Origin of the sequence: Segatella sinensis (assembly GCF_040095255.1) — a bacterium.
Lineage (GTDB): Bacteria > Bacteroidota > Bacteroidia > Bacteroidales > Bacteroidaceae > Prevotella > Prevotella sinensis.
This window is the reverse complement of record NZ_JBBNGE010000009.1, coordinates 46,037-59,818: the sequence shown is the minus strand read 5'-3', so window position 1 is coordinate 59,818 and position 13,782 is coordinate 46,037. Positions and strand designations below refer to the sequence as shown.

The following is a 13,782-nucleotide window of genomic DNA, read 5'->3' as shown; positions in this document are numbered from 1 at the left end:
GCAATACAAACAACCATAGTAAAGCAATGACAATGCACAAGAAACATCATTACCGCGAACTGCTCTCGATAGGATTTCCTATCATCATCGGACAACTGGGAACCATCATCCTGGGATTCGCCGACACGCTGATGATCGGTCATCACAGTACTCCCGAACTGGCGGCAGCAGGACTGGTAAACAATATCTTCGGTCTCGTTTTTGTATCCTATATGGGATTCACCTACGGCCTCACTCCTATCATCGGCAGACTCTACGGAGAGGAACGCACCGACGTCATCGGTCAGAAGGTGCGCAACTCCTTCCTAGCCAACATGCTGACGGGAGGCATCTTCACCCTTGCCCTCATCCTGCTCTATCTCAACCTGGCACATATCGGACAGCCGGAGGAACTGCTGGAGCTTATCCGACCTTACTTTCTGGTGAATCTGGCATCGGTGCTCTTCATGGGTATCTTCTATACCATGAAGCAATTCCTCGACGGAATCGGACAGACCAAGGTGGCGATGTGGGCGATGATAGGCGGTAACATCGTGAACATCCTGGGCAACTGGGTGCTCATCTACGGTGTGGCTGGCTTCCCGGAACTGGGACTGCTCGGAGCTGGAATCTCTACCCTGGCAAGTAGAATCCTGATGGCACTGGCGATGGTAGGAATGGTAGTGACCTGCAGGAAATTCAGAACCTACAGTTATGACATTGTACACAGTTGCGTAAACAGGAAGGATTTCAAGGAGATGAACCGACTGGGCTGGCCGGTGGCTCTCCAACTAGGTATGGAATCGGCTGCCTTTACGCTGAGTTGCGTGATGGTGGGCTGGCTCGGCACCATTCCATTGGCAGCTCACCAGGTAATGATTACCATTTCCCAGCTCTTCTACCTCGTACTTTCGGGTATGGCAGCAGCCATGGCCATCCGTGTGAGCCACTTTATGGGTCAGAAAGACTATGCCGCCGTTCGCCTCAATGCCTACGACGGATTCCGACTGAACCTGCTGTTCTCGCTCTGCATGGGTCTGCCGGTACTTCTGCTCCGCCACCAGATAGGTGGATGGTTTAATGATAACGTAGAGGTACAGGCGTATGTAGCTACGCTGATTATCCTGATGATGGTTTATCAGTTTGGCGATGGTCTGCAATACACCTTTGCCAATGCGCTTCGAGGCATTGCCTGCGTGAAGCCGATGGTGCTCTATGCCTTTATCGCCTATTTCGTCATCTCATTGCCATTGGGTTATACCCTCGGTTTCCCTTGCGGCATGGGATTGCTGGGCATCTGGATTGCCTTCCCGTTCGGTTTGACCATTGCCGGCGAAATGTATCGGAGAAGATTTGAGAAGGAACTGAAAAAGATTGAAAAAAAGTGAATAAACCAAGTCGCCCTGAAAGGGCAAAAGCATTTTACATGAAAAGCTTTTTCCCTTTCAGGGCGACTTTTATATACCCATGAATCTTACTCAGCAACCTGCTCAGCACGATCATCTACATTCTCACCCTCTGTTGGAGCAAGAGTAGCCTTGAAATCTGTGATACCGTACTTAGCGAGGATGTTGTACCACTGGAGGAGCTTCTTGATGTCGCTGTCGTGTACACGGTCGCGATCGTAGTTAGGAAGAACCTCAGCGAAGTAATCGTGAAGCTCAGCAGCAGGAGCCTTCTTGTAGTTGAAAGAACTTGGCTTGCCCGCTTCCTTCTTGCTTACGCTGTCGAGTACCTCCCACAATGGCACCTCGTCTGCATCTGTGTACATAGCGATGTCACCAAGGCTGGTTACACGGTCTGTAGCGAAAGCTGGTACACGCTTGTGAGTTTCGTCGAGAGTCTCAACGATAAGAGTTCTGTTACCTCTTGATACCAATTTGTAAAGGCCTGGTTTGCCTGCAATTGAAAGAATTGTTTCCATTGTCTATTATAATCTATTTTTATTTTTTAATATGATCAATTATCTGATGGATTGAGCAGATTGAGCAGATGCACTACCTGAGCTTCCACATCACTCACCCCATCATTCACGATTTCATAATCCGAACGGGCTATCAGCTCTTCCTGCGGCATCACGGCATCTATCCACTGCTGCGCCTTCTCCTGAGAGATATGATCGCGCTGCATGATGCGCTGCAGACGAACGGCAACGGGAGCCGAGACACATACCACCTTATCGAAATGGGTACGACGATGGAACCCACTATCAAAGAGGATGGCACTCTCCATCCACTCACAGTCGCTCTGCTCGAAATCACGTGCCACTGCGGGATGCACCACATCGTTTACCGCCTGCTTGTTTGCCTCGCCTGTCAGGATAAACTGGGCAAGCATCGGTTTCTGCAAGATACCGTCGGCACTGTACACCTCCTCGCCGACCAACTTCTTCAAGCCCGCCTGCAAGTCAGCATCCTGCCTCATCAACCGCTTAGCCCCGGCATCGCAGTCGTAAACCCTGATGCCATGCTTCTCCAGGATTCTGCACACATAGCTCTTTCCGCTACCTATGCCCCCCGTTATAGCTATCTTCATAACAATGAATTGTAAATTATCAATTATCAATCATCATTGCTGTTCCAGCAGATAATCCACCGTTTCCATTTCCAGCGATGCCTTGCTTACCGAACGAGGCACACTACGCAACTGCAGGGTACACTTATCTGAAGGATTGTCAGCGATTTCATTATAATCCACTACCACAGTAAACTGGCTAGGCTTGATGGTTCTGAAGAGACTAGCTCCGATGGTGAACTTCACCGACACCTTGGACGGGAAAGTTCTGAGTACCTTATCAGGCGGCATATTGATAGCCGTAATCGGAACATCCACCATTTCCTCGGTCAGGACATCCGGATATACAGCCAATCGAACCATATCAGGCATTACCTTCACGCCTCGAATCTTCTTGATGCGTACATTTTCCCGGATGGTATCCTGGAGATTGCGGTAATAGAAAGGTACGATCTCTACAGACTGGATCTCATCGAGCTGTCGGTTGTTGGCATATACGGTAACCGTAGAAGGGAAAAACTCGGTATGCGCCAGATAATATCTCTTGCTGGTCGTAATCTTTCCCCTGAACACCACCGGCACCTTCTTGGAAGCACCATAGGTGAAGTAGAAATCAAACTTGCTCGGCTTTACCTGCAGGAGTTTGCTCGAACCATAGAGTTGCGAGAGAATCTGCTTCTGGACATCAGCTACCGGAATCACACCCTGTCCCTCTGTTTCATCTGCATAGTTGTTAAACTTGAAATTAAGCGGACGGAAAGCATAGGTTATCAGGGTGAATCCCTTATCACGCACCGTAATACGCACTGTATCAGGCAAATCTCCTGTTATCACGGCATTACGTGGTGTTCCCACCAGGCGCATAGGAATCTTATATTCCCTCTCCATGGTCTCATTGAGCGTCATCATCAACCAGAAGGCGCCACTGAGAGCGAGAAAGAACAAAAAAATCAGAAACTCCTTATTCAGGCCACTGAACAGGAAGTTTCTGACAGCCTTCAATATGTTTCCAATACTATGCATCAGAATCCTATGAATAGACTACTATGCGTTAGGAGTCTGGCTAGCTGCGTCTGCGAAAACGTAACCCTTAGCTACAGTGATGACAACACCGCGTGCAATCTCTACATCTACTGTATTAGCCTGAAGATCTATGCGTTTAACTGTGCCATACACACCACCGCCAGTAACCACCTTTGTACCCTCTGCCAAAGAATTCTGGAACTTACGTATCTCTTTCTGTTTCTTCTGCTGAGGACGAATCATGAAGAACCACATGATAGCGAAGATAGCTACCATCATAATGAGGAAACTCATGCTGCTACCACCAGCAGCAGCCTGCAATACTAAATTTGTCATGTCTTTATTCTAATTGATTAATGTTGTTTATTCTTGAATATCACTATATATGATCGAAAGTATTCATATATATAATGTACGCGCGTACATTAATATATATATACTCTCTACATATTAGCCTTCCTTATGTCCATGAGGTCCATGATGACCACCCTTGCGCTCAGGCAACTCCTTCTGGATCAAGCCACGAGAGATGAGGAAGCGGGCGATGGTATCGAGCATGCCGTTTACATAGCCACCACTGCGAGGAGTACTATAGAGCTTGGCAAGATCTACATACTCATTGATGGTAACCGTAGCAGGAATGCCAGGGAAAGTCATCAGCTCGGCAATGGCAATCTGCATGACTACTACATCCATATAAGCCAGGCGGTTGAAATCCCAGTTGCGGCAAGCATCACCGATATAGTGCTGATAAGCATCGCAGTTGAGCAATGTAGCACGGAAGAGCTTGCGGGCAAAGTCGCGGTCCTCTTCATCCTTATATTCCGGAAGCAATTCCTGATCAGCCTTGCTGGTTGGCTCGAAGCGCTTGATGGTCTTCAGCACGAAGGTATCGATGATATCCTTGTCATCATTCCAGTAGAGGCTCTTCTCCTCGAGCAAAGCATCGAGTTCATCATTGTTCAGAATGAAAGTCTTGTAAGCACGGCGCCAGAACTCGCGGTCGTATGCATAATCGGTAAGTTCCTCCTCATGATCCTTGGTCATGGAACCGTCAATATAGCTGGCATAGAGATCGCTGGAGACGATGGCAGTATAAATCTTGCGTACTGTTTCGATATCCTCTTCCCAAGAAGACTTCTTCACATCAGCCCAGTCGGCGAGCATCTTGTTCTCTTCCAACTGCACAGCAAATCTATTGTATGCGAATCTTGAAGAAGGCTCTGGAGCACCCTCACGCTGAGCACGAGCTACCTCTACCTCATAGCGCTTCTGTGCCTCCTGGGTAAGAGCTACAATGAGTTGCAACATATAGTTGTACAAGTCATACGACTTAGAAAGAGCAAACAACAGCTCCTTTTCAGCATTATCAATATTATGATTGCTGTTCTGATAGTATGCGTAGGTTAACTGCACAATCTTACGTCTTATCAAATCCCTATTAATCATTCTCTAATAATTTAAAAGATTTATTTATATAATTACCTAAAACAATGCAAATTTACATATTTAATATATAATATGCAAGAAAAGGGGCAATAATTTCTATTTTTTTAAGGTTAGGTGATGAGTTTTAGATATTTAACGGGCATTTTGGAGAAAATATCGCCCAGAAATTTGCATATTCCAAATAAAAGTAGTAATTTTGCACCCGCTTTACGAGAAACACTCGCGAGGCATGCTTCAAACAAAGCTAATCCGTGTGATGGCGAGTTAAGGCAAAATTATTATTTTAACAACTTAATTTAGAGTAACACAAATGAAAGAGATTAATGTAACAGGTCAGAAGCGTACAGACCTTGGCAAGAAAGCTTCTAAGTCATTGCGTAAGGAAGGTTTCATCCCATGTAACCTTTATGGTGAGAAGAAGGATGCAAACGGTGCTCCTGAGGCTATGTCATTCGCAGTTCCATTCACTGAGTTGCGTAAGATCATCTACACTCCTCATGTATATGTAATCAACCTCATCATCGACGGTGAGAGCCACACAGCTATCATGAAGGAGATCCAGTTCCACCCAACAACAGATGCTCCTCTGCACGTTGACTTCTACGAGGTGAACGACCAGAAGCCTATCACTATCGGTATCCCAGTTAAGTTGGTAGGTCTTGCACAGGGTGTACGTGATGGTGGTCGTATGAACCTCTCTATCCGTAAGATCAACGTTACAGCTCCTTATCAGGTTATTCCTGAGCACCTCGATATCGACGTTACAGAGTTGAAGATTGGTAAGAGCATCAAGGTAGGTGACCTCTCATTCGAGGGTCTCGAGTTGGCTACAAGCAAGGCTGTTGTAGTTTGCTCTATCAAGATGACACGTAACGCTCAGCTCGCTGCACAGGCTGCTGCTGAGGAGGAGGCTTAATCGATAGTCATCAAAGATTTTACGAACCTGAGTAAAGCATTATCAAACATTGGATAAATATTTGATTTGTGGGCTTGGTAACCCTGGCGATGAATACGCTGATACCAGGCACAACACAGGATTTATGGTATTGGACGCTTTTGCTAAAGCGTCCAATATTCATTTTGAGGATAAGCGATATGGCTTCATTGCCGAGACCACGCTCAAGGGAAGAAAGATTATCCTGCTGAAGCCTACCACCTTCATGAACCTGAGTGGTAATGCCGTGAGATATTGGCTGAATCAGGAAAAGATTGACCAGAGCCGACTCCTGGTAATCAGCGATGAGCTAGCCCTGCCTCTCGGCGCTTTCCGCCTGAAGGCTAACGGAAGCAATGGTGGTCACAACGGACTGGGCCATATCCAGCAGCTTATCGGTCAGAACTACGCCCGCCTGCGCATGGGTATCGGCAACGATTATCCACGTGGCGGACAGATAGACTGGGTACTGGGTAAATACACTGAGGAAGACATGAAGCAGCTTCAGCCTGCCATCGACCTGGGTGTGGAGATTATCAAGAGCTTCGTATTGGCTGGTATCGACATCACCATGAACCAATACAACAAGCTAGGAAAGAAATAATTATAGTGATTAATTATTAATGATTAGTGATTAATCTCTATAAGCATTAGAAATCATGAAAGAATCAGCAAGAATAGACAAGTGGCTTTGGGCAGCCCGCATTTACAAGACTCGCAGCATTGCTGCCGATGCCTGCAAGAATGGCAGAGTAACTGTAGGCGGCGTAACCCGCAAACCCTCCTTCATCATTAAACGTGGCGACGTGGTGAGCGTGAAGAAAGCCCCGATTACCTACTCTTTTGAGGTACTCGACTGCATAGAGCAGCGTGTAGGAGCCAAAATGCTCTTCGGAGTCTATAAGAACGTGACTGATCCTAAGCAGTATGAACTGCTGGAGATGAGTCGCATCAGCGGATTCGTAGATAGAGCAAGAGGCACTGGTCGCCCAACCAAGAAAGAACGCCGTGCCCTGGATGCCTTCGTTGATCCAGCCATGTTTGGATTCGATGAAGAAGACTGGGACGAAGATGAAGAATAAACAAAAACTCCCCCTACACTTCAAAGAGTATAGGGGGAGTTTTCTTGTGTAGTCATAATTATTTTCCTTTAAGCCGAAAGGCTTTTTTCTTTCTTTTGCTTCATTGTATCATAGATACCTATTCCTAATCCTACCAAACAAAGCAAGAAAAGGGTTCCTAATATAAGCCAAGTATTAAGTTCATGAGCATCCATTTTTATTTTCCTTTCTTTTTATTATTATTACTTGATTTCTTAACCAGCCACAATCCGATGCCAAGCATTCCTAACATCAAAACTATAGAGGCTATAATAGTACCTGCGGAATTCATATCCCCCAAGAAAGTCGCAAGCAAGAGCGCCGTCAGTATATATTTGGCAACGTCCATTAATCATTTTCCAAATTCTAGTCCCATACGCTATACTTTTATCTCTGCAAAGATACAACTTTTTATGATACAATGCAAGAAAAAGGGGATAATAATTTCTAAAAACATACGATATGGGAACAAGTATGCTACATTTTGTAATATGATGGAAAATAAAGCTTAAAAAATTTGGAGCGAATAGAGAAAACCTATATCTTTGCAATCGGTTATTTATGGTATCAGAGTATAAGCTGATTACCATCTTACTCCATCGTGAGAATTAACATACTATTAATTTTAGAATTTAGAGATTATGAAAAAATTATTTGTTATGGCAGCTATGGTGCTGTCTTCAGTAGGTGCTTTCGCACAGCAGGCTGCAGGTACAACAACTCTCCAGCCTAAGGTAGGTTTGAATGTTGCTACAATCGGAGATAACGACTGGAAGGCTGGTTTCGCAGCTGGTGCAGAATTGCAGTATCAGGCTGCAGACAACTTCGGTATCGCAGTAGGTGCCCTCTATTCTGTACAGGGCTTCAAGGGCAAGGATGTAGATATTGACACTCCTATCGGAAGCGGAACTATCAAGAATGACTTTAAGTGGAATCCAGGCTACATCAATGTGCCTATCACTTTGAACTACTACCCAGTAGCTGGTCTTGCACTCAAGGCAGGTTTGCAGCCAGGCTTCTTGGTAAATAAGGATGATATGGACGATGCAAAGACCGTAGATCTCTCTATCCCAGTAGGTCTCTCTTACGAGTACCAGGGTATCGTTTTCGATGCTCGTTACAACATCGGTGTAACTAAGCTTGCAGATAACTACGATCACTACAACAACGTAATCCAGATTACTGTAGGTTACAAGTTCGCTCTCTAATCAGGGAAATGAAGATAGCGATTCCCCCCTCGCTATTTAACATAGAAAAGAATAATCCCCGCTCCTCATCATGAAGAGCGGGGATTTCTTTTTGTCATATCTATTTAAACTTCACTTAGAACATTCTTCCACCAGGACGACCACCATTGAATGGACGACCACTGAAATCAGGACGACCACCAGGTCCTCCAGGGCCATCAGAACCACCCTGACGAGCCTGCTTGCCTCCGAAGAGATTCAAGCGATATACCACATGGAGCATCGCATAGCTGTTGATGGCATTATACTCCGTATCCGTACGGGATGTAGCAGAAATGGCACGAGAGAAAGTGCTCTGCTGACGAAGGATATCGTAGAACTGGAGCATGATGGTCAATGGCTTGCCCTTCAGGAAACTCTGAGAGAGCTGCGCATTCCATACAAACTCATCGGTGTTCATGCTGCTATCATTATATCCACGGCGACTGCTGATAGAGAGGCTTGAGTTCAAGCTGGTTCCCCAAGGAGCTGTAAGCGTCATGCTAGGACCATAAGAGAACTGCCAAGTATCGAGGTTGCTGTTAGGCTGCAACTTATTCTTGGCATGGTTATAATTCAATGTTCCATCAAGCGAAAGCTCCAGCCAGTTGTTGCGATAACTGAATGAGAGGCGTTCTCTCCAAGTGGTGCTGCGGGTGGTATTCTTCTGGGAATCAGACTGCTTGTCGAGACTCAGATAGCTCACGTAGTTGTTGTAACCCAAGTTGGTGTCGGTATTCAAGTTCCACACACCGGCACTATCGATAGAGCAGTTGAACATGAAGGCTCCCATCACATTCCAATTACCATTGATATTCTCCGGACGGGTGATTCTTCCACCAGTCTTCTCATCGTAGGTCACCTTATTGCTGATGCTATTGCTGGTGGTTGAGAAGTTGATGAAGGTCATAACACCCTTGTTGTGGCTCTGCACGAAGTTGTTGTAGAACAATCGGAAGTTCTGAGTAAACGATGGCTTCAAGCCAGGGTTACCCTTCGAGATGTTCAGCGGGTCACTGTTGTCGGTGATATCAAGCAACTGCGAGATGCTTGGCTGAGATGTGGTACCACGATAGTTCACACGCAGGTTGCTCATCTTTGAGAAGCGATAGCGGAAATCGAGCGTTGGACTCATATTCACCACATTGCGAACGGTATCTACATGAACTCCCTGATAATCCTGGATATACTTAGACTGCTGTGGCTGAACCATCACACCGAAGTTCAGGTTGTACTTCTGACGGATGAATCGCATCATCACCTGTATATCATGATTGTAATTGCGATACTCAGAGAAACGGCTCTGATTATCATCCTTGTAATCTTCGAGATGACCGGCAAACGGATTCAGATAGCTGTCCCAACCACGGTACTCCTGATTACCACTCATCGCATACTTGCTGAAATCGTAGGTGCTGCGGTCGCTCTTAGAGTAGCTGTAAGTAAACTTATAGCTGAACTGCAGGAAGGTAGCCTTCCAGAGTGGCTCACTATAGGTCAACTGTCCCGCATAACTGTAATTCTTCGAAGGAGTCAGGTTGTAGCGGTTGGTCTGATAAGTAGAATCCTTACCCTCTGCCGTCTGTACGAGATAGAGCTTGGCATTGTTGAGCGAGATGCTCTTGCTGTCATTATCAGTATATTTGGCATCCACACGGAAGGTGATGTTACGTCCCTTGTTGCCCAACTTGCGGTTGATCTGCAACATACCATTGATGTTGTTATTATCAGAATAGGTGATTCCGTTAGTCAACTGACTGTTCACCATAGCCTCAGCCTTATCCAACTCCTCAATACCTTCCTCAGAAAGAGGGTCTTTGGAGGTAATGGTATAAGGATCCTTGTTGTAAGAAGCCGACTGGCTGCCACTCAATCCATCGCTGGTACTCCAGGAGATGGAAGGACGGAAGAGGATATTGGTCATGGAATCAGGCATCCACTCCAATCGGATGTTGCCATTCCAGCTGTTACTGCGGGAGAAACTCTGGCTCAGGCTATTGCTGAAAGAGCTGCTGCTTCCCATGAAGTTCTCGCTGGAACGACTGCTCCATACATCGCCATCGCTATGGTTCCAGCGGAGGGAAGTATTGAACTTGAACTTGTTCTTCAACTCATAGTTGTAGTTGGCACCTATCATCTTGCTGGCATTCAAGCCATTGGCACCACCGAAACCTCTGCCTAGTCCACCGCCACCGAATCCACGGTCGCTGGTATTATTGGCATTGGCAAAGAGCATGAACCGGTTGTTATTATTGAAGTAACCACCCATACCACGCATACTGTAACGGCTCTCGTTGCCCACACCCAGGTCGATATTGGAAATCAAACCCTTGTTCATACCCTTCTTCACACCGAAGTCGAGCACGGTCTGTTCCTCACCGTCATCGATACCGGTTACCTTAGAGAGATCGCTCTTCTCATCGTATGCCTTGATTTTGTCGATGATGCTGGTAGGCAGGTTTTTCAGGGCAGTCTTGGTATCGCCCGTCATAAACTCCTTGCCATCCACGAGAATCTTCTTCACTTCCTTACCATTAATCTTGATGGTACCATCGTCGCTTACCTCAGCACCCGGCAGGCGCTTCACCAGTTCCTCTACCACCGAACCTTCCGGTGTACGGTAGGCAGCCGAGTTATAGACGAAGGTATCCTCCTTCAGGTTCACCTTCTGCGCCATGGCAGTAACCACGGCACCCTTCAGCATGATGGCATCTGCACCGAGAACCACATTGCCCATTGCCAGATTCTTATCGTCGGCAATCTGCACACGCTTCACGGTAGTCTTGTAACCCACACTCGAAATCTTGAGTAAATACTTGCCATTGGCAGGTGCATTGAGATGGAAGAGTCCCTTCTCGTTGCTAATGGCACCCGACACATAGGTACTGTCGGTCTTGAGTAACTGAATCGTTACCTGTTCTACGGGATCCTTGGTATCACGGTCGGTAATCACACCGGTAATCAAGCGATCCTGAGCAAAAGATGCCATGGTTACGAACACCAGAAGCATCATCAGAATAGATCTTTTCATTAATTATAAACGTTATTATTATTTCTTACTTATATATTTGACTTACTTACATGATTAGACCCTATAAAAGCGCAATTGTAAAAAACAGCTGCTCTTTTTGGGGCATTCTGCTTCTTTTGACGCATAAAATATATCAAGGTTTAAACTTTTATAGATAAAAAAGTGCTTTTTATTTTGTTTTGTCTCTGATTTAACGTACCTTTGCAAGCGAATTTACGATGAGTTGCCCACAAAAGGTGACTCTGAAAGTCAGTTTCTTTTAAAAGTATATATGTTATGAATCAGAGAGTAATCATATCAACCCATCTGGAGAACGAACTGGTAAGCGCTCTCTCAGAATGCGAGCACGACAAGCTGTTTGTGCTTACAGATACTACCACACAGGAAATGTGCCTTCCGGTTTTGCAGAAATTCTACTGCATGAAGGAAGCTAAGGTGATAACGATTCCGGCTAGCGACAGTCATAAGGACATCGAAAGCCTGATGATGGTATGGAAGGGACTGCAGGAAGGCAGCGCTTCACGTCACTCTTGCATGATCAACCTCGGAGGAGGTATGGTAACCGACCTCGGCGGTTTTGCTGCGAGCACCTTCAAGCGCGGCATCAACTTCATCAATATTCCTACTACCCTGCTGGCGATGGTAGATGCATCTGTGGGTGGAAAGACCGGCATCAACTTCGGAGGTTTGAAGAATGAGGTGGGTGTTTTCAACGATTCTAAGTTCGTGATTCTCGACACCGAGTTCCTGAAGACCCTGGATGCCGAGAATATCTGTTCGGGCTATGCCGAAATGCTGAAGCACGGCTTGATTTCTACCGAGGCGATGTGGGAAGAGCTGGTAAGCTTCGACCTTGCCACCCCAGACCTGAAGCAGTTGCAGCGAATGGTGGGCGACAGCGTGAAGGTAAAGGAGCGCATCGTGGAACAGGATCCTCATGAGAAGGGCATCCGCAAGGCTTTGAATCTGGGACATACCTTCGGTCATGCCTTCGAGAGCTGGGCGCTGAAGCGCAAGCCAATCCTTCATGGTTATGCCGTGGCATTCGGTCTCATCCCAGAGCTTTATCTCAGTGTGGCAAAGACAGGATTCCCAACCGAGAAGATGCGACAGACCGTGAACTTCATCAAGGAGAACTACGGTACGCTGAACATCACCTGCGATGACTACGATGAGCTGATTGAGCTGATGCATCACGACAAGAAGAACCAGAATGGTATCATCAACTTCACCATGCTGGGAGCCATCGGAGACATCCGCATCAACCAGACGGCTACAACAGAAGAAATCAAGGAAGCACTCGACTTCTTCAGAGAAGGATAATATAATATGGCGGGCTATCAACCCGCCATTATTGTATCTTTATGCCAAACAGCAGCGCTTCGGCTTTCCGGTTTCGGTAAGCGGAAGATGCTCTACATATCGGTATTCCCTTGGAATCCAATATTTATGACATTTAGATTCAGATGATTTGTTTGAATCATCTGATTTACCAGATAAGAGGCGGCGGATAGTCGCCTCTACTTTTTTGAGATCCTCATCCTCTGTCAGGAGAACGGCGATTTCTCCAAACTTCTCATCTTTCTTCTTGGCTATCATGAAAGGTTTTTCAAGATGAGGCTTCAAGAGAGCCTCCACTTCTTCTATCTGAATCTTGATACCACCGCTGCAGATAACATTATCCTTTCTGCCCTTGATTCGGAAACGAAGTTTTTCCACCACTTCATTTTTTTCCACCTCATCATGTTTTTCCACCTTATTATATATATAGGATTCTATTTCCACAATATCATTCGTTACCAGGGTTTCGGCACAAACAAGAGGGGCATCGATGACGAGACAGCCTTCTTCGGTCTGACTGATTTTCACGCTATCAAAAGGCTGATACCATTCGCTAGCCTCAGCGCCATTGATTCTTCGCAAGGCGATATGAGATAAGGTTTCGGTCATGCCGTAGGTGCTCCAGATAGCGATATTGCCAGGAAGAGCCTGGAGTTCCTTTTCCAAGGATGCATCGATGGCTCCACCTCCGATAATCAGATGGCGTACGTGAGTAAGTCGCTCCCGCTCCTCAGGGACCTGCAGGGTATTATACACCTGCATCGGAACCATGGCGGCAAAAGTGATTTCCCCATTTACATCTTTTCCATTTACATCTTTCAAATCTATATTCTTCAGCGGATGACCACTAGGAGAAACAGAAATAAGATGGAGATGACGCTCGATACTGCGCACCACCACCATCTTACCTGCGATATAATCAAGCGACATACAGAGCAAAGCGCTATCACCAGGCTTCAATCCCAGGAAATCACAAGTAATGCGGGCGGAGTTGAGCATTCGCTTCTTCTCCACCATCATCGGCTTGGGCTTTCCCGTGGAGCCACTGGTATGCACCAGTACCCGGTCGCTATCGTTATTCCATTCAGAAAAGAAATCTTCTAAAGTCATAATTTAAATTATACCCTGCTTAGCGGATTACAAATCCGCAATAGTTACCCAATGATGCGGCGGATTGCAAATCCG

The 13,782-nt window shown here is 46.2% G+C and carries 14 protein-coding genes; 6 read left to right on the top strand and 8 right to left on the bottom strand.

The genetic code is table 11. The annotated features are described in order from the left end of the window. Positions 1-26 precede the first annotated feature (26 nt). Positions 27-1,367, top strand: coding sequence for an MATE family efflux transporter (locus tag AAAT87_RS04210; protein WP_118311900.1), 1,341 nt, complete (start codon positions 27-29; stop codon positions 1,365-1,367). Positions 1,368-1,453: 86 nt separating this feature from the next. Here AAAT87_RS04210 and AAAT87_RS04205 read toward each other — a convergent pair whose 3' ends face one another. The 5 genes from AAAT87_RS04205 to nusB all read right to left on the bottom strand — a co-directional run bounded on the left by AAAT87_RS04205 (position 1,454) and on the right by nusB (position 4,965). After that, complete coding sequence (locus tag AAAT87_RS04205; protein ID WP_295025217.1) at positions 1,454-1,903, bottom strand: DUF5606 family protein; 450 nt, start codon at positions 1,901-1,903, stop codon at positions 1,454-1,456. Between the two features lie 35 nt (positions 1,904-1,938). Further along, on the bottom strand, positions 1,939-2,514 hold the full coding sequence (gene coaE, locus AAAT87_RS04200; RefSeq protein WP_349225726.1) for a dephospho-CoA kinase: 576 nt from the start codon (positions 2,512-2,514) through the stop codon (positions 1,939-1,941). Positions 2,515-2,547: 33 nt separating this feature from the next. Continuing rightward, positions 2,548-3,516 (bottom strand): CdaR family protein, encoded by a 969-nt coding sequence (locus AAAT87_RS04195; protein WP_349225725.1) that lies wholly within the window; start codon positions 3,514-3,516, stop codon positions 2,548-2,550. A gap of 21 nt (positions 3,517-3,537) precedes the next feature. Beyond that, the gene (gene yajC / locus AAAT87_RS04190) at positions 3,538-3,852 is read right to left on the bottom strand and encodes a preprotein translocase subunit YajC (RefSeq protein ID WP_153091055.1); all 315 of its coding nucleotides are present in this window, start codon (positions 3,850-3,852) and stop codon (positions 3,538-3,540) included. A 114-nt stretch (positions 3,853-3,966) separates the two neighbouring features. After that, positions 3,967-4,965 (bottom strand): transcription antitermination factor NusB, encoded by a 999-nt coding sequence (gene nusB, locus AAAT87_RS04185; protein WP_295025209.1) that lies wholly within the window; start codon positions 4,963-4,965, stop codon positions 3,967-3,969. Positions 4,966-5,275: 310 nt separating this feature from the next. Between nusB and AAAT87_RS04180 the strand changes: the two genes are divergently transcribed. The 3 genes from AAAT87_RS04180 to AAAT87_RS04170 are packed head-to-tail and all read left to right on the top strand — an operon-like array spanning position 5,276 to position 6,981. After that, the gene (locus AAAT87_RS04180) at positions 5,276-5,881 is read left to right on the top strand and encodes a 50S ribosomal protein L25/general stress protein Ctc (protein ID WP_153097443.1); all 606 of its coding nucleotides are present in this window, start codon (positions 5,276-5,278) and stop codon (positions 5,879-5,881) included. A 49-nt stretch (positions 5,882-5,930) separates the two neighbouring features. Then, positions 5,931-6,503, top strand: coding sequence for an aminoacyl-tRNA hydrolase (pth, locus tag AAAT87_RS04175; RefSeq protein ID WP_203040299.1), 573 nt, complete (start codon positions 5,931-5,933; stop codon positions 6,501-6,503). A 55-nt stretch (positions 6,504-6,558) separates the two neighbouring features. Further along, entirely contained in the window at positions 6,559-6,981 is a 423-nt protein-coding gene (locus AAAT87_RS04170; RefSeq protein ID WP_298531610.1) for an RNA-binding S4 domain-containing protein, read from the top strand. Positions 6,982-7,177: 196 nt separating this feature from the next. On the opposite strand, the gene AAAT87_RS15520 is transcribed toward AAAT87_RS04170, so the two are convergent. Continuing rightward, positions 7,178-7,348: a DUF6722 family protein gene (locus AAAT87_RS15520; RefSeq protein ID WP_412458953.1), complete on the bottom strand. Its 171-nt coding sequence runs from the start codon at positions 7,346-7,348 to the stop codon at positions 7,178-7,180. Between the two features lie 292 nt (positions 7,349-7,640). Here AAAT87_RS15520 and AAAT87_RS04165 point away from each other — a divergent pair, with 292 nt between their 5' ends. Then, positions 7,641-8,207, top strand: a complete 567-nt coding sequence (locus tag AAAT87_RS04165; protein WP_296972864.1) for a porin family protein — start codon at positions 7,641-7,643, stop codon at positions 8,205-8,207. A gap of 115 nt (positions 8,208-8,322) precedes the next feature. On the opposite strand, the gene AAAT87_RS04160 is transcribed toward AAAT87_RS04165, so the two are convergent. Further along, positions 8,323-11,256, bottom strand: coding sequence for a TonB-dependent receptor (locus AAAT87_RS04160; protein ID WP_296972865.1), 2,934 nt, complete (start codon positions 11,254-11,256; stop codon positions 8,323-8,325). A gap of 276 nt (positions 11,257-11,532) precedes the next feature. Here AAAT87_RS04160 and aroB point away from each other — a divergent pair, with 276 nt between their 5' ends. Continuing rightward, positions 11,533-12,579, top strand: a complete 1,047-nt coding sequence (gene aroB / locus AAAT87_RS04155; protein ID WP_349225724.1) for a 3-dehydroquinate synthase — start codon at positions 11,533-11,535, stop codon at positions 12,577-12,579. A 39-nt stretch (positions 12,580-12,618) separates the two neighbouring features. On the opposite strand, the gene AAAT87_RS04150 is transcribed toward aroB, so the two are convergent. Continuing rightward, positions 12,619-13,707 carry an AMP-binding protein gene (locus tag AAAT87_RS04150; RefSeq protein ID WP_349225723.1) on the bottom strand — a complete coding sequence of 363 codons (1,089 nt, stop codon included), beginning with the start codon at positions 13,705-13,707 and terminating at the stop codon, positions 12,619-12,621. Positions 13,708-13,782 lie beyond the last annotated feature (75 nt).

Coding starts and splice junctions, on each gene's coding strand:
- coaE (WP_349225726.1), bottom strand. CDS start 2,514: ATGAAGATAGCTATAACGGGGGGCATAGGTAGCGGAAAGAGCTATGTG.
- AAAT87_RS04160 (WP_296972865.1), bottom strand. CDS start 11,256: ATGAAAAGATCTATTCTGATGATGCTTCTGGTGTTCGTAACCATGGCA.
- nusB (WP_295025209.1), bottom strand. CDS start 4,965: ATGATTAATAGGGATTTGATAAGACGTAAGATTGTGCAGTTAACCTAC.
- AAAT87_RS04210 (WP_118311900.1), top strand. CDS start 27: ATGACAATGCACAAGAAACATCATTACCGCGAACTGCTCTCGATAGGA.
- AAAT87_RS04180 (WP_153097443.1), top strand. CDS start 5,276: ATGAAAGAGATTAATGTAACAGGTCAGAAGCGTACAGACCTTGGCAAG.
- AAAT87_RS04170 (WP_298531610.1), top strand. CDS start 6,559: ATGAAAGAATCAGCAAGAATAGACAAGTGGCTTTGGGCAGCCCGCATT.
- AAAT87_RS04150 (WP_349225723.1), bottom strand. CDS start 13,707: ATGACTTTAGAAGATTTCTTTTCTGAATGGAATAACGATAGCGACCGG.
- AAAT87_RS04205 (WP_295025217.1), bottom strand. CDS start 1,903: ATGGAAACAATTCTTTCAATTGCAGGCAAACCAGGCCTTTACAAATTG.
- AAAT87_RS04165 (WP_296972864.1), top strand. CDS start 7,641: ATGAAAAAATTATTTGTTATGGCAGCTATGGTGCTGTCTTCAGTAGGT.
- AAAT87_RS04195 (WP_349225725.1), bottom strand. CDS start 3,516: ATGCATAGTATTGGAAACATATTGAAGGCTGTCAGAAACTTCCTGTTC.
- aroB (WP_349225724.1), top strand. CDS start 11,533: ATGAATCAGAGAGTAATCATATCAACCCATCTGGAGAACGAACTGGTA.
- AAAT87_RS15520 (WP_412458953.1), bottom strand. CDS start 7,348: ATGGACGTTGCCAAATATATACTGACGGCGCTCTTGCTTGCGACTTTC.
- yajC (WP_153091055.1), bottom strand. CDS start 3,852: ATGACAAATTTAGTATTGCAGGCTGCTGCTGGTGGTAGCAGCATGAGT.